This is a genomic window from uncultured Ruminococcus sp., assembly GCF_937915125.1.
Lineage (GTDB): Bacteria > Bacillota > Clostridia > Oscillospirales > Ruminococcaceae > Ruminococcus_C.
The window spans coordinates 85,744-105,401 of the sequence record NZ_CALDMP010000033.1; the positions used below are offsets into that span (position 1 = coordinate 85,744).

A 19,658-nucleotide genomic window follows, 5' to 3' on the forward strand; every position below is an offset into this window, starting at 1 on the left:
GAAATGAGGAACCAGTTTCCTCATTATAATATGTAAAGGGGTGAGAAAGATGTCTGGATGCAAGGCGGCTATGGTTTCGTATACGAATGCCAATCAGGCACGCCGGACTTTGCAGCGGTATGGATATTCCAGCGAGATCCGCCGATTGGAACACCTTGGACCGGAAGGCTGCGGATTTGTGCTTTTGGTACAGGGAGACTGCGGAAAGATTTCGGATATTTTGACAAGTGAAGGCGTTCCGTTCCGGGAGATGCAGGAGGGACGTGAGATGTGGTGATAGTCAATTTTGACAATGCGGCGACCACATATCCGAAGCCGCCGGAGGTGCGCCAGGCTGTGGCAGAAGCTGTAGCGAAATTCGGCAACGCCGGCAGAGGCGGTCATGCGATTGCAGAGCGTACTTCGGAAATGGTCTACCACGCACGAGAAACTGTGGCTGATTTTTTTGATGCCAAAGTAGAAAATACCATTTTTACACTCAATTGCACCCATGCCCTGAATGTGGCGATTCAGGGCATTTTAAAACCGGGAGATCACGTCATTATCAGCGATCTGGAACACAATTCCGTTTATCGTCCCGTTGTGGCACTTGCCAAAGCAGGGAAGATCTCCTATAGTATAGCAAAGGTCTCGCCGGATGATGCTGTGACTTTACAGCGCTTTCTGGCGGAGATACGACCGAATACACGTGCGGTGGTCTGTACCATTGCCAGCAATGTCACTGGTCAGATCCTGCCCTACCGGGAAATTGCCCAGCTGTGCCGGATGCACGGACTTTGTTTCATTGCAGATGGTGCCCAGGCGTGCGGAATCCTGCCTCTGTCATTGGAACGGGACGGTATGAATATACTGTGTACTGCCGGGCATAAAGGTCTGTATGGCATTACCGGAACGGGTGTGCTCATGACGGACTGTGCGTTTCCCATCCAGCCCCTCATGCAGGGCGGTACGGGCAGTGCATCACGCAGTCCGGAACAGCCGGAGTTCCTGCCGGATCGGCTGGAATGCGGTACACTCAATGTGATTGGTGCAGCATCTCTCTGCGCTGGTATCTCTTTTGTCAAACGGCGGACGGTGCAGGGATTGTACCGGCATGAATCCCGGTTGTGTGAGCTGCTCTGTCAGGCGCTGGAGGATATACCGGAGATCACTGTCTATCGGGAACCGGGCATTTCTTATGTGCCCATTGTATCCTTTACCGTAAACGGCGCTTCGCCGGAAACAGTGGCGGCATGGCTCAGCCAGCAGGGGTTCTGTCTCCGTGCCGGACTGCACTGCGCACCGCTGGCACATGAGAAGCTGGGCACAGAGGACGGTACGGTCCGGTTTGCACCCTCTGCTTTCAGTCGGGAAGCAGATACCCTTCGGTTGGCGTCCTCCTTGAAAAATTATGTCAATATTCTGAAAAATCAAGAAAACCTATTGAAAAAATCCGGTGATATGTTACAATAGTAATAGGAACCGGTGCGAGGGCGCTGCCCTCGTTACATAACGGTGTTTGACTGCAACGAACCCGGCATATATCAGAACAAGAAGTAGGAAAGGACGGAATGCGCATGGATTGGAAATGGAGAGACTTGTTAGATATGATTTTCAGCGTCATTAAAACGGCTGAACCGGTGGATATTTTAGATATCCTTGTGCTTTCTTACCTGGTTTATGTGGTGATGAAGCTGGTACGTGAAACACGTGCTGGTCAGCTGCTGAAAGGCATCCTTCTGCTTCTGATCGTCTATATTATCTCTGTGTGGATCAACATGAAAGCAATCTCTTACTTGCTTTCGGAGACGCTGAATATTGGCATGATCGCCGTGATTATTTTGTTCCAGCCGGAACTGCGGCGTACCCTGGAAAAGGCGGGGTATACGAAGCTGGGACTGCGGTTTACGAGCGGCTATGGAACGGATGAGGGTGTCTGGAGCAATGCCATTGATGTCATATGTGATTCCTGCGTGGAATTGTCTGCTACATCCACCGGTGCGCTAATCGTTATCGAGCGGCAGACAAGGCTGGGAGAACAGATCGACAACGGTACCATTCTGGATGCCATCCCCAGCAAGGAATTGTTCGGGAACATCTTTTATAATAAGACACCGCTCCATGACGGTGCTGTGATCGTCCGGGACGGCAAGATCCTGGCGGCAGCATGTTTCCTGCCGAAGCCCCAGAAAGAAGAGCTCATTAACAAGCGCCTCGGTTCCCGCCATCGTGCCGCCATTGGTATGAGTGAAAATTCCGATGCCATTGTCATTGTGGTATCCGAGGAGACTGGTGCCATTTCTGTGGCGGAAAACGGTGTGCTCAAAAGCGGCTTTACACGAGAAAATCTGCACCATCTGCTGACAGATCGTCTGATCACAGTAAATACAGAAACTCCTATCGTCAAGGTGGCGAAAAAGCTTCCGTTTATCAAGCTGGGCAGGACAAGAAAGGAGAAGGACAATGCCAAAGAATCCGAACCATCCGCAGAAACAACATCGGAAGAGACAAAAGACCAGCCATAACGGTACATTTTTTCAGCGGTTTTATGAAAGTCGTCCGGCAATGATGATCGCATCTGTTGCCATTGCCATTGTCCTTTGGTTTGTCATTTCCATTGCCATTTATCCCACAACGCCTCGCACCATTAACCATATTCCATTGCAGATAGAGATCGCAGGGACCACCGCCGAAGAAAACGGGCTCAGCGTTATTGATTATGATGTGGAAGAAGTTACGGTGCAGATTGAGGGAAATCGTTCGAAGGTGGGTAATATTGACGCAAATGATCTGACGGCGACGGCTGTGATAGAAAATGTGACTGCCGCAGGAACGAAAAATCTTTCGATTACCGTTACCGGCAACAATAACGAACAATTCAATGTGAAGTCCGTTTCTCCCGCAAAGGTGAATGTGACCTTCGACCGGATCGATACATATACTTTTGAAATTCGTCCCTCTGTTCCGAACATCACCTTTGCAGAAGGCTGCGTTTTGGACGAAGAGAATTTTATGAGTACGCCGGCTACCATTGATGTGACAGGACCTCAGCAGCAGCTGAGTCAGGTCGCCTACTGCGTGGCAGAAACCCAGCAGAAGGAACAATTGAGTGCCTCTAAAATTCTGACAACGGATACGCTTCTCTTTTATAATGAAGCAGGTACGCAGGTGGATTCCTCCAACTTCTCCTATGATGTGGCGACATTCTCCATTGAAGTACCGGTGCTGTATCAAAAAACCATGGACATTACCTATCAAATCACCAATGCGCCGGCAAACTTTGACCTCAGTTCTTTGCATCTGTCTCTCTCAGAGGATCAGATCACCCTGGCGGCACCGAATACTTCTATGGATGAAATGAACGAATTCAACATTGGTTCAATCTCTCTCCGGGATATTGACCTGAATTATTCCAATGATTTTGTGGTTACAGTTCCTGATGAATATGTGAACCAGTCCGGATTTTCTACGGTGACGTTGACTCTGGATTCCACTGGTCTGACCAAGAAAGAATTTGTTCTCTCTGACATTGGCATTATCAATGCGCCGGCATCCTATGATTTTGAAGTGCTCACCCAGCAGCTCACAGTCAGCGTGATCGGTCCGGAAGATGTCATGGCTGACCTGGATGCAAGTGATATTACAGCGAATGTGGATCTGCTAAGCTATTCTACTCAGGCTGGCGCAGTGGACGGAGATACTGTTACCTTTAACTACACGCCCACCATTTCCTGTGCCCGTTATGATACTGTGTGGGCTGTGGGAGATTATCGGGTGGCAGTAAAAGGCGTGCGTAATGCGGGCACTGCTGCAACCATGAATCCTCAGAATAAAACTACTACAGCTGCGGCTGAGAACGAGTAAATTACACATTTAGATTTATAGAAAAAAGTTTGAAGATAAATCGATATTTCTTGACGGAATATCGATTTATTTTTTTGCCAAAGGCTGTTTTTTATAGCAAGTGCAATGTTTTTGTGTAAAATGCACAAAAACGACTTAAAGAATTTTCACTCACGAACATAATCTTAACAAAATATACATTTACTTTTTTCAGTACGGCTGTTATAATAAATATAGCTGAAAAATGAATGTTTCGTTTTGTAGGCTTAAACAGAAAAGACAATCTGCCGTCTTTTCGAAAAAAGAGAAAACCTGACAGATGAAATCAATTGAAAAAAGGAGCGATATGAATGAGCAAAACCTTTCATAAGCGAGTAAAAGCACTGCTTGTCAGTGCGGTCATGGCAGCTAGTTCTGTAGCTGTTACTTCTGGCGGTGCTTTTTTTGTTGAAGCAGCCGGCAGCGAAGTGGCAATAGGAAAAACATTGGTAACAGCTGACCCTGATCCGGAAAACCCGAAGGGGGATCCGCTGAATGCGACAGAATGTACTTTTATGTGCAAGGCAGCAACAGATACCTGGACGAAATTCACAGACACGAAGGGAAAGTCACCGGAAGACCTGTTGGGAACAGACACTCCTAAAACACTGCAGTTTAATCTGAAGGCAGATCAGATGGTAACCGATTTTTCATATTATTTCGGTTGCGCTGCAGATGAAGCGCACGATTACTACTGGGATACGAATACACTGACTGAGGACGGAGAAGCAATTCAGTGTCATCCCTATGCCACAGAGTTTTCAGTTGTAGTGGAAATACCGAGTTATGCAAATCTGGGCGCTGATGGAAAATTCCAGTTCCAGAACTGCTACACTGGTTTGATCGATGAAACCGATCAGAAAACCCGTACACAGGATGCAGAAATTACGCTGGTGTCTATTACCGTAAACGGTACCACAGATACTGGTGAAGGCACGCCGCCGGAATGGATCAACAGTGATGATGATCTTCCGGGCGGTGCAGAAAATACCGGCGGTCTGTACTACTCCAGTGCAAACGGCGGTGCCGCTTCCTACAGTGTAGAGCAGAGCGGAGACAGCTGCACCGTAAAAACACTGAATTCTCTGAAGATCGATGGTCTTGATATTAAACTGACCACCGGTGACAACTGCAGTGAGGAGTACTATGCTTCTGAGGAATTTGCTGCGCAAAATGGCGGCAAGATTCTGGAATCTGAGGAAGCGATCCGTGAAGCAGGTCTGCCGCTGAATAGCCACAAGTTCACTTATGCAGACTTTAATTTCCTGCCGGGTACTACCGTTTCTGCAGGTGCAAAGGTAAAGTCTCTGAGCTTAACACTGAAAACCGCAGACAACACCAATGTCAGCCGTGTTATGTATGGCGGCGGTCTGAATGTAGAGTACATGAGTCTAGCGGATACAGAATATGCAAAGATGCAGGCTGGCTTAAAGGATAATTCTCTTGCTGGTTATTGGTACAACGATATCGGCGGTGCTGCTCTGAAGGCGTGCACAGATGCTGGTGTAGATTGGGGTAACGGCAAGGGCGAGTTTGAAGTCGGCGGCGGTTCTGACCTGGCAAAGCAGGAATTGGGCAGCTACTTCACTGTAACCTGGGATGTACCGGAACAGGTTGTAAATTGTGTTACCACAAAAACAACAGATCAGATCTCTTTCCAGCTGTGGTATGCAGAACTGGTAGAGGGCGACTTTACAGATGCAACCATCGTTGATGCAACACTGACATACGAGGAATCTATGACATTCCCGTGCACAGGCACTGCTTCTGTGAAGAATGCAGGTTCTGCTTCTGTTGGTAAGACCGTTTCTATTCCGTATGCTGATTTCGGCATGCAGTATGAAAAGACTGCTGACGTATATGCAGTACAGTTCGACGTGACCACTTCTGATGAAGCAAATCAGGTTCAGGTCGGCGCAGGCACAAGTGTACTGGAAAAGCTGGGTATGAAGGATAACTGGTGCCAGGCAGATGACATCTTTGTGGGCGAAAGCGGCAACGCAAGCCATCCGATTCTCCTGTATTGGGAAAAGACCACAGCAGGAAGCCGTCCAAAGGCAAGCGATGATACTGTAGCTGTTGCACCTTATGAGCCGGCAAAGGGCACAAAGACTTATACTTACATGTGGATCATTCCGCCGGCAGTTGCTGCTGGTCAGTCCATCAACAGTGAAACCGGTGCAACTAAGAGCGCATGGAACAACGTTAACGCAGAAGAAGAAGGCAGCCATGTGGATATGGGTGTATGGTATGCAAACTTGGGCGAAACCGTATCGGATTCTTTCTCTATTGACAACGTAACAGTTTACTATGCAGCAGATGACGTGAACAACTCTGCAAAGGGACATAAGTTCGAGGATACTCTGTCTGTTGTAGATTCCATTGATGTTCAGATCGGCGAAACCGCAACTCTGGAAATCAATGTACCGGGCTGCACCATTCTGTCCAAGGATAAGACCATTGCCAGCGCAAAGCTGTCTGACGGTCAGAATGCTACTGTCAGCGGTAAGAATGTTGGTACAACAACTCTGACAATCACCACACCGGGTGGTCAGACTGCTGAAGTTACTGTCAATGTTCTGGCAGAGGTTACAACTGAAACAACAGAGACAACAACCAGTACGACAACAACAACGACGACCACAACCACAACGGCAAAAACAACTACTGCAACATCCAAGACAACAACAACTGGTTCTCAGACAACTGCTGAACTGAAGGCATTGTACGGTGATGTAAATGTAGATGGTCGTGTCGATATCACAGATGCTGTTCTCCTGAACAAGGCTGCAGCAGGTGCTGTAAAGCTTTCCGCACAGGCAACTCTGAACGCAGACTGTAATGCAGACGATGAACTGGGTAACAACGATGCAATTATCTTGCTGAAGTTCCTGGTATCGCTGATTAAGGCACTGCCGTCCGCAGAATAATGGGATCTGCTTGATTCTCAAAATTGTAATGAAACAGGGCTGACGATACCCTGACAATAAGAACAGCCGCAAGGGGATATGCACTAACCCTTGCGGCTGTTTTGTTATGTGTACTATTGGTCACCTCTAAAAACCCGCTCACCCGCCATCTGCGGCGCATTTTTGTGCCATCTTCACTTGTGGAAAAACTTGAAATAGACCAAGCATTCCTGCATTTTTCCGCAAGTGAATCTGTCACAAAGCTGCACCACATATGATGGATTCGAGGTATTTAGAGGTGCCCTATTTTTATTTTCCGGTGAGAGGCTGGTCTGCTTCTTCCAGTTTTCTACGCAGCTTTCGGATGATTTTCTTTTCCAGCCGTGAAATGTAGGATTGAGAAATGCCAATGGCTTCTGCAACTTCTTTTTGTGTGCGTTCCCGTCCGCCGGTCAGTCCGAAGCGCATCTCCATGATCTCCTGTTCTCGTTCGCCCAGTTCGGATACAGCTGCCCGAAGCATTTCGCGTTCAGCTTCCGTTTCAATGTCCTTGCAGACAATATCCTCGTCTGTGCCGAGAATGTCCGAGAGCAGCAGCTCGTTGCCGTCCCAGTCGGCGCTCAGAGGTTCGTCAATGGAGATTTCACCCCGGATCTGGGTATTCTTGCGCAGTACCATGAGGATTTCGTTTTCAATGCAGCGTGATGCATAGGTGGCAAGTTTGATTTTTTTGGCAGGACAAAAGGTCTCTACTGCTTTGATGAGTCCGATGGTGCCGATGGAAATGAGATCCTCCAGCCCCAGACCAGAGGACTCGAATTTTCGTGCAATGTATACCACCAACCGCAGATTGTGGACAATGAGTGTTTCTCGTGCCTGGGGATCGCCTTGTTCCAGGGCAACGAAAACTGCCTGTTCCTCTTCTTTGGAAAGAGGCGGCGGCAGTGTGTCTGTGCCATTGATATAATCCACCCGGCATGGCGCAGCGAGTTTGTCCCGGAGCTGGGAGAAAAATAGTTGAAGCTTCCAGAATAGTGTTTGCATGTTCAGGTTCCTTTCTGTTATTCCATCAGATTGGGGTGAAAAATTGCGCTTTTCTGACTGCCGCTGATGCCAATCATGGCGTCTACGGCACGGCTCTTTCCAGTGGATAGATTCCGGATGCAGACTTCATCCGGGCGGAACAGGGGGATTAGTCCCTGGGCTGTTACGGTGGTACAGGGGACTAAGCGATATCCCCGGAGTGTTTCCACGGTTCTGCCATCCAGCACATCGAAAAGCATTTCCGCGCTGCAGATGATCACCGCTACGCCGGAAAAGGTGTCCGTCAGGTTGTTTCCCGTGTCGGCAAGTCCCGGCAATGCCGCTGTTTTTCCGCCAAGCCGCAGGAATACCTGAAAGCGCTCATCGGTATGACGGCGGCGGTTTCGCAGCAGACTGCACAAATGCAGCAAAGAATATGCCAGTGCAGTGAATAGAATCAGCTGTAACAGGGAAAAATCCAGATAGCAATAACTGTTTCCCCAGGTGGCAAATCCATGGCTGGAAAGGCTGCTGACCGCCAGGAGCAGACCTGCCAGGAGAAAATTGCAGACAAAGAAGCAGCCGAACTGCCTCAGCCAGCTTTCCCGGTGGATCCCGAATGCCATGGTGACCGTTGCCGCCGCTGCCAGAAGCTTGCAGAACAACTGGAGCAGTACTGGCAGGGGCGGCAGCAGGATCAGCAGGGAAAATAGACTGCTGGCGGCAGCCGTCAGGAAACAGCGCATCAGCTGCAGCCGGGAATGGGTAATCTTTGCCGCAGCACGCAGCAAGAAATAATTGACATAGAGGCTCTGCACCAGCAGAACGTCCAGATAAATCGTTTTCACTGCCATCACCTCTGTGTCCATTATAGCAAAGCAGCCGTGCAGTTCCTGTCAAAACGGGGTGGGGTGGATTGTAGGGGCGGCTATTAGCCACCCACAGGCAAAGGATTTTCGACTGAAAAATGCGGACGGATGATATCTCCCACAACAAACACGTATCAAAAACAAAATTCAGGGCAATACCGCACAAAGATTGCGCGTCAGGTGCGCCGTCAGATTTTTCGTCAGATGAAACAAAAAGCGCAGTGAATACTTTGTGTATTCACGAGCATTTTTGTGAAATATGACGGAAAATATGCAAGCATATGACGTGCAAAGCCGCTAGGCACTCTTTGTGCGGTGTTGCCTCAGCCTCGTCAGTAATCTATTGACGGAACGTCTTTTCATGTGGTATAATGTAAGTGACAACGGTGTCGCAGGTGGGGATCGCTGCGCATCTTGTCGCAGAAGTGTTCCGTCCTGATTCAGAATAGGAGTAATGATATGATGGATCATAATGAAAACAACAGACCGTTGGTGGATGGTGTTCCTGCATTGGAACGCAAGCTGGCTCAGGTGCGCCACGCACAGGAGCAGTATGCGGAATACACACAGGAACAGGTGGATCGGATCTTCCGGGCTGCTGCACTTGCGGCAAATCACGCACGGCTTCCGCTGGCAAAAATGGCAGTGGAGGAGACCGGTATGGGCGTGGTAGAGGATAAGGTCATCAAGAATAACTATGCCTCTGAGTATATTTACAACGCCTATAAAAACACCAAAACCTGCGGCGTCATCGAAGAAGATCTTGCCTATGGCACCATGCGGATCGCAGAACCCATCGGTGTTGTGGCGGCGGTAATTCCCACCACAAACCCCACCTCTACTGCAATCTTCAAGGCACTGATTTGCCTGAAAACACGCAATGCTATCCTGATTTCGCCCCATCCTCGTGCCAAGAACAGTACCATTGCAGCGGCGAAAATTGTTCTGGATGCAGCGGTGAAAGCTGGTGCGCCGAAGGATATCATCGGTTGGATCGATGTGCCGTCTCTGGAAATGACCAATACCCTCATGCGTGAGGCGGATATTATTCTGGCAACAGGCGGCCCCGGTATGGTGCGTGCAGCCTATTCCAGCGGCAAGCCTGCCCTGGGTGTAGGTGCCGGTAATACTCCGGCAGTGATTGATGCATCGGCAGATATCCGAAAAGCTGTGAATTCCATTGTGCATTCCAAGACCTTTGACAATGGTATGATCTGTGCTTCGGAGCAGTCGGTGATCGTGGATACGAGCATTTATGATGCTGTTCGTGCGGAATTTCAGAAGCGTGGCTGCTATTTCCTCTCACCGGAGGAAACGGAAAAGGTACGCAAGACCATTCTCATTAACGGTTCTTTGAATAGCAAGATCGTAGGGCAGCCTGCGGCAAAAATTGCAGCCCTTGCGGAAGTGGATGTGCCGGAGGAAACACGGGTGCTTATCGGTGAGGTCACATCTGTGGAGATCAGCGAGGAGTTTGCCCATGAAAAGCTGTCTCCGGTGCTGGCAATGTACCGTGCGGATAATTTCGAACAGGCAGTGCAGTATGCCGACCGGCTTATCAAGGACGGCGGCTATGGGCATACGGCATCTCTGTATGTGGATGAGGTGCAGCAGCGAGAAAAAATCGCCATTTTCGCAGATCGGATGAAAGCCTGCCGTATTGTGGTGAATACACCGTCCTCTCATGGCGGTATCGGTGATTTGTATAATTTCAATCTGGCGCCGTCCCTGACACTGGGATGCGGTTCCTGGGGTGGAAATTCCGTTTCGGAAAATGTTGGCGTCAAGCATCTGCTGAATATCAAAACAGTGGCTGAGAGGAGAGAAAATATGCTGTGGTTCCGCACGCCCCAGAAGGTGTACTTTAAAAAAGGCTGCCTGCCGGTGGCACTGCGTGAGATCGAAGAGGTGCTGCACCGGAAGCGTGCTTTTCTCGTCACGGATCAGTTCCTGTTCAAAAGCGGTATGACATCCTGCGTGACAGAATCCCTGCAAAAAATGGGTGTGGCATACCAGATCTTTTCCGATGTCCAGCCTGACCCCACTCTTGCCTGCGCCAAGGAAGGTGCAGCGCTGATGCGTACCTTTGAGCCGGATGTGATCATTGCTCTGGGCGGCGGCTCGGCAATGGATGCAGCAAAGATCATGTGGGTGCTGTATGAACATCCAGAGGCAGACTTTGCAGATATGGCAATGCGTTTTCTGGATATCCGCAAGCGCACTTATGAATTCCCGGAAATGGGCGAAAAGGCGTATTTTATTGCTGTTCCCACCTCATCGGGTACTGGTTCGGAGGTAACACCCTTTGCGGTCATTACCGACGAAGCCACCGGGACGAAGTATCCGCTGGCAGATTATCAGCTGCTGCCCAATATGGCGATTATTGACACAGATCTTATGATGTCCCAGCCCAAGGGGCTGACGGCGGCATCGGGTATTGACGCCATGACCCATGCACTGGAGGCATACGCATCTGTTATGGCAACGGATTATACCGATGGGCTGGCGTTGCAGGCACTGAAAAATATCTTCACCTACCTGCCGGAGTGTTACGAAAACGGTGCAAATGCACCTGTGGCACGGGAGAAAATGGCGAATGCGTCTACCATGGCTGGTATGGCGTTTGCCAATGCATTTCTGGGCGTGTGCCACTCCATGGCGCATAAGCTGGGTGCATTCCACCATCTGCCCCACGGCGTTGCCAATGCCATTCTCATTACGGAGGTCATGCGGTATAATATTGCAGAAGCACCCCGGAAAATGGGCACGTTCTCTCAGTATCCCTATCCCAAGGCACTGTCCCGCTACTGCGAATGCGCAAGATTTGTGGGCGTGACAGGCGAAACGGAGAAAGAGGTATTTGAGAATTTCATTGCAAAGATCGAGGACCTGAAAGCGTTGGTAGGCATCAAAAAGAGCATCCGGGAGTATGGCATTGAGGAAGATGCATTCCTGGAGACCCTGGATGAAATGAGCGAACAGGCGTTTGATGACCAGTGCACTGGTGCAAATCCACGTTATCCGTTGATTTCGGAAATTCGTGAGATGTATCTGAAAGCATATTACGGCGAATGAGCCTGAGGAGGAATCAATGTATGGAACCATTGTTGGAAAGCCGGGAAAAGACCAGCTATCGGGAAGGAAATACCCGTGTCAAGGTATTCGGTCACGGCTTTAAGAAGTCGGACATTCTCAACGAAGCCCTGAATCAGGCTCGTGTGGAGGAGACCGGACTGCGTATCCCGAAGCTGCTGGAGGTACGCAAGGTTGAGGGAAAATGGGCGATCGTCACGGAATTCGTGGAAGGCGAGACACTTCAGTCCCTGATGGAAGCCAATCCCGACCAGGTGCGCAGCTATATGGAACAGTTCGTGCTGCTGCAAAAGGAGATACAGAGCAAGCGTTCGCCGCTGCTGACAAAACTCAAGGACAAAATGAACCGGAAGATCAGCCAGTCCGGGCTGGATGCCACCACACGCTATGACCTGCACACTCGTCTGAACGCCATGCCGGATCACATCAAGGTTTGCCATGGGGATTTCAATCCCAGCAACGTCATTGTGGATAAGGACGGCAGACTGTATGTCATTGACTGGTCACATGCCACCCAGGGAAACGGCAGTGCAGATGCAGCACGGACATATCTCATGTTCCGGCTCAGCGGCAGGGACGACTGGGCGGAACTATACCTGGATATGTTCTGCGGTATGAACGATGTGGCAAAACAGTATGTGTCCCAGTGGCTGCCCATTGTGGCAGCGTCACAGCTGGTGAAAGACAATCCCCAGGAACGGGATTTCCTGCTGCGTTGGGTAAATGTGTTTGATTACGAGTAAATCGGAATATGCAAAAAGGCAGATGCCGCCGATGATTGGTGGTATCTGCCTATTGTCATAAGGAGAAAAAATCTAGGGAAAGAAAAAATTGTAAATGCGTTATTCATCCAAAGGAGGAATGTAGGTGATATCATTTCCATCGGCTGTCTCAAAACTATTAACTGCCGGAGAACGATAGCCTTTTTCAATGGGAACAGTGAAACAAGTTCCGCCATCTTCAATTTCCCCTTTATCCGGAACAATTGTAATGGAAATGGAGGTTGCATCCGTTAAGGGGGCTTCCCATGTGGAGATGCCGTTGAAACTCAGGGGATTGTCCGTGTCAAAAATGGGCTGATACGAATTTTGATTCTGGTCAGTGATATATACGGTGTCATATTCTCCGAAATCACCAGATATGGCGATTTCAGTGGAAAATGGTGAAACAATGATGCGTTCCAGTGTAATGCCGTTTTTTGTCTCTTGGACATCATAAGTGGTTTTCAGTCCAGACTGGTATTGGACAGTTGTTTCCAGAGAAAGGTTAGATTGACAAATGCCGATGTCCTTTGGCTCATAGCAACGGTTGCCATCTTCTGTCTCAGAAGCCAGAATTTGAATACTTGAATTACTGCCCCTGTAATAAGGAATCGACAGTTGCAAAGGGAGTGTGTCTTTTATTTCACCATCATATGTTGCTGTTAAAACGGTACAATATCCATTGTCAGATTTTACAAATCCTGCCAGACTCATGGTTGTATAGGTGGTTTTTCCCTCGGCTTCTTCTGACATAGAGGCAATCACTCCAGTTTCCGAATCTACAGCAAATTCACCAGTAATATCACGGAATTTTAACTCTTGCCCACCGAGTGTTGCTTCGATTGGTGCGCTGAGACAAGTGCTCTCTAGCATATTCTCCGGTAAATCTGTAAGCCGTAGGGTCATGCTGATATTATCACCGTCAAAGTAAACGCTTTCCACGTGAAGTGTTCCGTTTGAACCATCTTTTTCTGTTTGCACTAGTTGTGCATAGGAAGAGAGGTTGTTCTTTGTGGCTGGATCCTTGGAATAGACTGCTTCACTTGAAAAAAATGCATAAATATTCTGCATGATCTCCGAAGATGCCACTGCCGGAGCAGCAAAGGTGATTCCCAGTGCTGCTGCCGCTGCCACGGAGACAATGGCGGCTGCTTTTTTGCGGATACTCCAATGGCTGTGCTTTTTACCGGATGCTGCTTTGAGACGAATCTGTGCATATGCCTCCTGGCATTTTTCTTCCACGATCTCTGGCAGGTCATCGTTGGATTGGGTATAGTTGTAGTGCTTGTTCATATCAGATACCTCCTGTGGATTCTTCCGAAAGACTGACTTTGCGGCAGGCACTTCTGCCCCGGGACAGTCTTGTTTTGATGGTGTTTTCGTTCATGTGCATCATTTCTGCAATTTCCCTGACAGAATAGCCGCCCTTATAGTAGAGTGAGAGTATCACGGCATAGCGGCTGTCGATCTTCTGCAAAAGGGTATCCGTTGCATAGGTGTATTCTTCGGTTACCGGTTCAATGCCATCGTAGCTGTCCACGTAGACGATGTTCCGATTTTGCCGCAGGATTTTTTTACAGCAGTTGATGCAGATGCGTGTGACCCACGTTTTACAATATTCCGGTTTGCGCAAGGTATGGATTTTCTGCCAGCAGGTGAGTATGGTCTCCTGTATGGCATCGGCTGCATCGGCATCGTTGTGCAGAATGGCACGTGCTGTCCGGTACAGTTCCGGCTTGTAAGCCTCCATCAGTGAAATAAAAGCTTCGCTGTCTCCGTCCCTTGCCGCAAGGATCTGTTCCATCATGGGCGCTCACCTCCTTCCCTTTGCCTATTAGATACACGAAACAGGCAAAAGGTTTCACCATTTCGAAAAAAACAGCAGGAATCAAAAAAGCACCTGAATGCGTATTGCACCAGGTGCTTTTTATTTTTATGGAAATATCTTCAGGAGAACTTATGCATCAAAGGACTCATACCACACAGTTTCCTCCAGCGGCTTGCGGTCGGTGTCATAGCGGTCGATAGGCTTTACTGCATCCGGTTTTGCATAGCCAAGGCAGAGGATGTTCACAGGGATGTACTTTTCTGGGATATGGAATGCCTCACGCAACACATCCGGCTGGAATCGGCATACCCAGAGAGAACCCAGTCCCTGTTCTGTAGCAGCAAGCATCATATATGTGGTAACAATAGAAGCGTCAATTTCATAGATGTTGTGTCCGTCAAATTTCCGTGTCCATGCAGCGTCCTTTTCTGCGCAGACAATAATGAAAGCCTTTGCGGTATAGGCATCGGGCTTCACCACAGCCTCTGCGATTTTTGCAATGCCCTCCGGAGACTGCACCACCAGAAGCCGCTGCTCCTGGAGGTTCACACCGGTGGGTGCCAGCCGTCCTGCCTCCAGAACTGCCTGTAACTTCTCCGGTTCAATGGGCTTGTCCTCGTAGGAACGGATGGAGCAGCGTTCTTTTGCCAATGTCAGAAAATCCATGGAAATCATCCTTTCGGTTTTTTCTATAGTATAGCATGTTTTGTGGGAAAATGCAACAGTTGCGGTGAAATTAACATTAGATAAAAGAAATCCTGTGAAGATCGGAATTATACGCAGGGCGGGGGCTTGCTCCCACCGTTCCCGAACATGACGAATGCCCGCCGTATTCTCCATAATTGTACAAATTCGGTGCAAATGTATGGGCGAACAGTGTTCGCCCACAGGTAAATCTTTTGCATATGAGAAACGCGGGCGACCAATGGTCGCCCCTACATGTTCCGACTGGAGATTGTGCAAGCCGGTTTCTCTGAGGTTTACATTGTATGTTAATTTTTACAATGCAAAATTCCTCGAAAATACGTACTTTTTCCCGAATTAACAAAAGCACATCCGCCGGATTTAACATTTAGCATAGATTTAACATTGCCGGGATGATAGAGTTTACATTGGGCTGATATAATAGAATTGTTCATTGGAACAGGGAAATAAAAAGGTTCCCCAAGGGAACAAATTCAGGAAGAGAATGGAGTATTACTTATGAAAACTTTGATGAAAATGGCAGCAGCGGCTGCAGCAATCAGTGTACTGGCAGGTAGTCTCACCGGATGCGGCGGCGCAAGCGGCGCAATCTCTGTTATCACCCGTGAGGATGGCTCCGGTACCAGAGGTGCATTTACAGAACTCTGCGGCATTGCAGAGGATGACAAGGACAATACCGTTTCCAGCGCAGAGGTGACTAACAGCACAGCTGTTATGCTGACTACCGTTGCCGGCAATGCGTCTGCCATCGGTTATGTGTCCATGGGCTCCCTGGACGATTCTGTGAAGGCACTGAACATTGAGGGTGTAGAAGCAACGACAGACAATGTAGAAAATGGCAGCTATGCGATTTCCCGTCCGTTTAACATCATCACAAAAGAAAGCGACCTGAGCGATGCGGCACAGGACTTCTTTAACTACATCATGAGCACAGATGCTGCAACTGTGATCACCGAAGAGGGTTATATTCCTGTAGGCACTGAGAGTTATACAAGCAATGGTGCAAGCGGAAGCGTTGTTGTAGCAGGTTCCTCTTCTGTCACACCGGTTATGACCAAGCTGAAAGAGGCTTATGCAAGTGTAAACCCGGATGTTTCCGTTGATGTACAGCAGAGCGATTCTACTACCGGTGTTACTTCTACCCAGGAAGGCATCTGCGATATCGGTATGGCTTCTCGTGAATTGAAGGAAAGTGAGACCGGCGTTGTCAGCACTGTAATGGCAATGGACGGCATCGCAGTTATTGTCAATAAGGACAATTCCGTAGAAGAACTGTCCCTGGATCAGGTGAAGCAGATCTATACAGGCGAGATCACCGATTGGTCCAGCCTGACCGCAGAATAATTGCAGAAAATTGCAATAGAGTATTCTCGAAAGGGAGAAATTCATGAAAAAGTATCGTGAGTCCATCATGAAGATCGTCTTTCTGGTGGCGGCATGTATTTCCATTGTCGCCGTTGCCATGATCTGCATCTTCCTGTTTGTGAACGGTCTGCCGGCAATTGCGGAGATTGGTCCGCTGAAATTCCTGGGCGGCATGGTCTGGAAACCCCAGGAGGGTGAATTCGGCATATTGCCCATGATTGTTGGCAGTATTTATGCCACAGGCATTGCAATTCTTGTGGGCGTTCCCATTGGTCTGCTGTGTTCCATCTTTATGGCACACTTCTGTCCCAAGGGATTGTATAAGATTCTGAAACCGGCAATCTCTCTGTTGGCAGGTATTCCGTCTATTGTCTATGGTTTCTTCGGTCTGGTTGTGCTTGTGCCAATCATGCAGAGCATTTTCGGTACGGGAAAATCCATTCTGACTGCCGGGATTCTGCTGGGTATCATGATTCTACCGACCATCATTGAGATTTCGGAGTCGTCTCTCCGTGCAGTGCCGGGCAGCTATTATGAAGGCTCTCTGGCACTGGGTGCAACCCATGAGCGCAGTGTATACTGTGCCACGTTGCCGGCAGCAAAATCCGGTATTATGGCAGGCATTATTCTGGGCGTAGGCCGTGCCATCGGTGAGACTATGGCAGTGGTTATGATCGCCGGAAACCAGCCGGTTATGCCAAAGAGTTTGTTACAGGGTGCTCGTACCATGACAGCAAATATTGTTATGGAAATGGGCTATGCCACCGACTTACATAGAGGAGCACTGATCGGTACAGGCGTGGTACTGTTCGTCTTTATCCTGATCATCAATGTGTGCTTCTCTCTGGTGAAGAAGAAGGAGAACAAATGAGCGAAACAAATGTGGAATCCATTGTGGGGATCAATCAGCAGACGTTCAAGCAAAAAATGGCGACCTATAAGCATCATCCGGGTTCTCTGGTGGTTCTGATCGTGACCATTCTCGCTGCGGCTATCACCGTAGGCGTGCTGCTCAGTCTGATCGTTTATATTGTGGTGAAGGGCGTGCCGAACATTCGGCTGTCTCTGTTTGAATGGAAATACACCACAGAGAATTGCTCCATGATGCCGGCAATTATTAACACGCTGCTGATGACACTGCTTACATTGGTCATTGCCGTTCCCATCGGCGTATGTTCTGCCATCTATCTGGTGGAATATTCTAATCGGGGCAGTAAATTTCAAATGACCCTGGTGAAAATCATCCGTATGACGACGGAAACGCTTCAGGGTATCCCGTCCATCGTATTTGGTCTGTTCGGATTTCTTGCCTTTGTCATTGCCTGCAAATTCGGATATTCGCTGCTGGGCGGTGCGATCACCATGGCACTCATGGTACTGCCCTTGATCATGCGCACCACGGAAGAGGCGCTGCTCAGCGTACCGGATTCCTTCCGGGAAGGTAGCTTTGGTCTGGGCGCAGGACGTTTGCGGACGATTTTTCGCATCATCCTGCCTAGTGCAGTGCCGGGTATTCTGGCAGGCGTTATTCTTGCCATCGGACGAATCGTAGGCGAAACCGCAGCGCTCATGTACACAGCCGGTACTTCTACCGATGTATGTACTGGTCTGCTGAAACCTTGCCGTACTCTGGCAGTGCACATGTATCAGCTCCTCTGTGAGGGAAAATATATGGATCCGGCATATGCCACAGCGGTGGTACTGCTGGTAATGGTAATTTTAATCAACGCATTGTCCAGCTTTGTGGCAAAGAAACTGACCAAAAAGTAGGAGAGAAAAGTATGGCAAAATTTGAAATTCACGATATGGACTTGTACTATGGGACATTTCATGCGCTGAAAAATATCAATCTGGAACTGCCGGAGCATGAGGTAAGTGCATTTATCGGGCCGTCCGGCTGCGGCAAATCTACGCTGTTGAAGTCCCTGAACCGCATGAATGACCTGGTAGAGGGATGCAAGATCACCGGCGATATCCGTCTGGATGGGGAAGATATTTACGGCGATATGGATGTGAACATGCTGCGCAAGCGTGTGGGCATGGTATTCCAGAAGGCGAATCCCTTTCCCATGAGCATTTATGATAACATTGCATACGGTCCCCGCACCCACGGGATTCATTCCAAGGCAAAGCTGGATGAGATCGTGGAAAAATCTCTCCGGGATGCCGCCATCTGGGATGAGGTCAAGGATCGTCTGAACAAGAGTGCTCTGGGGATGTCCGGCGGACAGCAGCAGCGTCTGTGTATTGCACGTGCACTGGCAGTGCATCCCGAGGTACTCCTCATGGATGAGCCGACTAGTGCATTGGATCCCATTTCCACATCAAAGGTGGAGGATCTGGTCATTTCACTGAAAAATGAGTATACCATTATCATTGTAACGCATAATATGCAGCAGGCGACACGTGTTTCTGACCGTACCGCATTCTTCCTCCTGGGCGAAGTGATCGAATATGCGGAAACAGAACAGCTGTTCTCCAAGCCCCAGGATAAACGTACTGAGGACTACATTTCAGGGAGGTTCGGTTAATGAGAGTTTACTACGATGCGCAGCTGGCAACATTGAATACCGATATGATCCAGATGAGCGCGCTTTGCGAGGATGCCATTTCAGTTGCCGTACAGGGAATGCTGGAGGACGACAAAAAGCTTGCGGAAAAGGTGACCAGTATCGAACTGGAAATCGATCAGTACGAACGTGACATTGAACGTCTTTGTATGCGCCTTTTGCTGATGCAGCAGCCTGTAGCAACAGATCTGCGTGTGGTTTCCTCGGCACTGAAAATGATCTCCGATCTGGAGCGTATCGGCGACCAGGCATTCGATATTGCGGATATAACAAAGCACGTGACATTCCGGGATTTTTCCAGCAAGGTGCACATCAAGGAAATGGCAAAGGCAGTCATTACCATGGTAACAGACAGCGTGGATTCCTATGTAAACCATGACGTTACCCTTGCAAAGAAAGTGGCAGAGGAAGACGATAAGGTGGACGCATTGTTCAGCAAGGTTCGCAGTGAACTGGCAGATCTGATCCGCACAAATCAGGATAAGGCGGAGGATGCCCTGGATTTGCTCATGATCGCAAAATATCTGGAGCGTATCGGCGACCATGCAGTGAATGTTTCCGAGTGGGTCATTTATGCTATTACAGGCGATCATGTGTGAGAAAAATCCTATGGCAACACCGCACAAAGAGCGCCTGTGGGCTTTGCACGTCATATGCTTGCATCTTTTCCGTCA

The 19,658-nt window shown here is 49.0% G+C and carries 17 protein-coding genes; 12 read left to right on the top strand and 5 right to left on the bottom strand.

Annotation, left to right across the window (positions count from 1 at the left end):
- Positions 1 to 49 precede the first annotated feature (49 nt).
- The 5 genes from Q0418_RS03700 (at position 50) to Q0418_RS03720 (ending at position 6,791) form a co-directional block, all read left to right on the top strand.
- Entirely contained in the window at positions 50 to 277 is a 228-nt protein-coding gene (locus Q0418_RS03700; RefSeq protein ID WP_298482335.1) for a hypothetical protein, read from the top strand.
- The gene (locus tag Q0418_RS03705) at positions 271 to 1,452 is read left to right on the top strand and encodes an aminotransferase class V-fold PLP-dependent enzyme (RefSeq protein WP_298482337.1); all 1,182 of its coding nucleotides are present in this window, start codon (positions 271 to 273) and stop codon (positions 1,450 to 1,452) included. Before Q0418_RS03700 ends, Q0418_RS03705 begins: the two co-directional genes overlap by 7 nt.
- A 104-nt stretch (positions 1,453 to 1,556) precedes the next feature.
- Complete coding sequence (gene cdaA, locus Q0418_RS03710; protein ID WP_298482339.1) at positions 1,557 to 2,504, top strand: diadenylate cyclase CdaA; 948 nt, start codon at positions 1,557 to 1,559, stop codon at positions 2,502 to 2,504.
- Positions 2,443 to 3,843: a YbbR-like domain-containing protein gene (locus Q0418_RS03715; protein ID WP_298482341.1), complete on the top strand. Its 1,401-nt coding sequence runs from the start codon at positions 2,443 to 2,445 to the stop codon at positions 3,841 to 3,843. The genes cdaA and Q0418_RS03715 overlap by 62 nt, the downstream gene beginning before the upstream one ends.
- A 329-nt stretch (positions 3,844 to 4,172) precedes the next feature.
- Positions 4,173 to 6,791, top strand: a complete 2,619-nt coding sequence (locus Q0418_RS03720) for a DUF5620 domain-containing protein (protein WP_298482343.1) — start codon at positions 4,173 to 4,175, stop codon at positions 6,789 to 6,791.
- 288 nt (positions 6,792 to 7,079) lie between these two features.
- Here the strand turns inward: Q0418_RS03720 and sigE are convergent, their stop codons facing one another.
- Positions 7,080 to 7,814: an RNA polymerase sporulation sigma factor SigE gene (sigE, locus tag Q0418_RS03725; RefSeq protein WP_298482345.1), complete on the bottom strand. Its 735-nt coding sequence runs from the start codon at positions 7,812 to 7,814 to the stop codon at positions 7,080 to 7,082.
- A 17-nt stretch (positions 7,815 to 7,831) separates the two neighbouring features.
- On the bottom strand, positions 7,832 to 8,641 hold the full coding sequence (locus Q0418_RS03730) for a sigma-E processing peptidase SpoIIGA (protein WP_298482347.1): 810 nt from the start codon (positions 8,639 to 8,641) through the stop codon (positions 7,832 to 7,834).
- Between the two features lie 483 nt (positions 8,642 to 9,124).
- Here Q0418_RS03730 and adhE point away from each other — a divergent pair, with 483 nt between their 5' ends.
- Together adhE and Q0418_RS03740 are read left to right on the top strand one after the other, a co-directional pair.
- The gene (gene adhE, locus Q0418_RS03735; RefSeq protein ID WP_298482368.1) at positions 9,125 to 11,737 is read left to right on the top strand and encodes a bifunctional acetaldehyde-CoA/alcohol dehydrogenase; all 2,613 of its coding nucleotides are present in this window, start codon (positions 9,125 to 9,127) and stop codon (positions 11,735 to 11,737) included.
- A 20-nt stretch (positions 11,738 to 11,757) separates the two neighbouring features.
- Positions 11,758 to 12,498 (top strand): phosphotransferase family protein, encoded by a 741-nt coding sequence (locus tag Q0418_RS03740; protein ID WP_298482349.1) that lies wholly within the window; start codon positions 11,758 to 11,760, stop codon positions 12,496 to 12,498.
- Positions 12,499 to 12,597: 99 nt separating this feature from the next.
- On the opposite strand, the gene Q0418_RS03745 is transcribed toward Q0418_RS03740, so the two are convergent.
- The 3 genes from Q0418_RS03745 to Q0418_RS03755 form a co-directional block, all read right to left on the bottom strand.
- Positions 12,598 to 13,809 carry a hypothetical protein gene (locus tag Q0418_RS03745; RefSeq protein WP_298482351.1) on the bottom strand — a complete coding sequence of 404 codons (1,212 nt, stop codon included), beginning with the start codon at positions 13,807 to 13,809 and terminating at the stop codon, positions 12,598 to 12,600.
- A gap of 1 nt (position 13,810) precedes the next feature.
- On the bottom strand, positions 13,811 to 14,323 hold the full coding sequence (locus tag Q0418_RS03750) for an RNA polymerase sigma factor (RefSeq protein ID WP_298482353.1): 513 nt from the start codon (positions 14,321 to 14,323) through the stop codon (positions 13,811 to 13,813).
- Between the two features lie 150 nt (positions 14,324 to 14,473).
- Entirely contained in the window at positions 14,474 to 15,010 is a 537-nt protein-coding gene (locus tag Q0418_RS03755) for a nitroreductase family protein (protein ID WP_298482355.1), read from the bottom strand.
- Between the two features lie 537 nt (positions 15,011 to 15,547).
- Between Q0418_RS03755 and Q0418_RS03760 the strand changes: the two genes are divergently transcribed.
- From Q0418_RS03760 to phoU, 5 genes are read left to right on the top strand one after another with little or no spacing between them, the layout of a single operon-like run.
- Entirely contained in the window at positions 15,548 to 16,393 is an 846-nt protein-coding gene (locus Q0418_RS03760; RefSeq protein WP_298482358.1) for a substrate-binding domain-containing protein, read from the top strand.
- Between the two features lie 43 nt (positions 16,394 to 16,436).
- On the top strand, positions 16,437 to 17,285 hold the full coding sequence (gene pstC / locus Q0418_RS03765; RefSeq protein ID WP_298482360.1) for a phosphate ABC transporter permease subunit PstC: 849 nt from the start codon (positions 16,437 to 16,439) through the stop codon (positions 17,283 to 17,285).
- Complete coding sequence (gene pstA, locus Q0418_RS03770; protein ID WP_298482362.1) at positions 17,282 to 18,184, top strand: phosphate ABC transporter permease PstA; 903 nt, start codon at positions 17,282 to 17,284, stop codon at positions 18,182 to 18,184. Before pstC ends, pstA begins: the two co-directional genes overlap by 4 nt.
- 11 nt (positions 18,185 to 18,195) lie before the next feature.
- Positions 18,196 to 18,945: a phosphate ABC transporter ATP-binding protein PstB gene (pstB, locus tag Q0418_RS03775; RefSeq protein ID WP_298482364.1), complete on the top strand. Its 750-nt coding sequence runs from the start codon at positions 18,196 to 18,198 to the stop codon at positions 18,943 to 18,945.
- On the top strand, positions 18,945 to 19,583 hold the full coding sequence (gene phoU / locus Q0418_RS03780) for a phosphate signaling complex protein PhoU (RefSeq protein ID WP_298482366.1): 639 nt from the start codon (positions 18,945 to 18,947) through the stop codon (positions 19,581 to 19,583). Before pstB ends, phoU begins: the two co-directional genes overlap by 1 nt.
- Positions 19,584 to 19,658 lie beyond the last annotated feature (75 nt).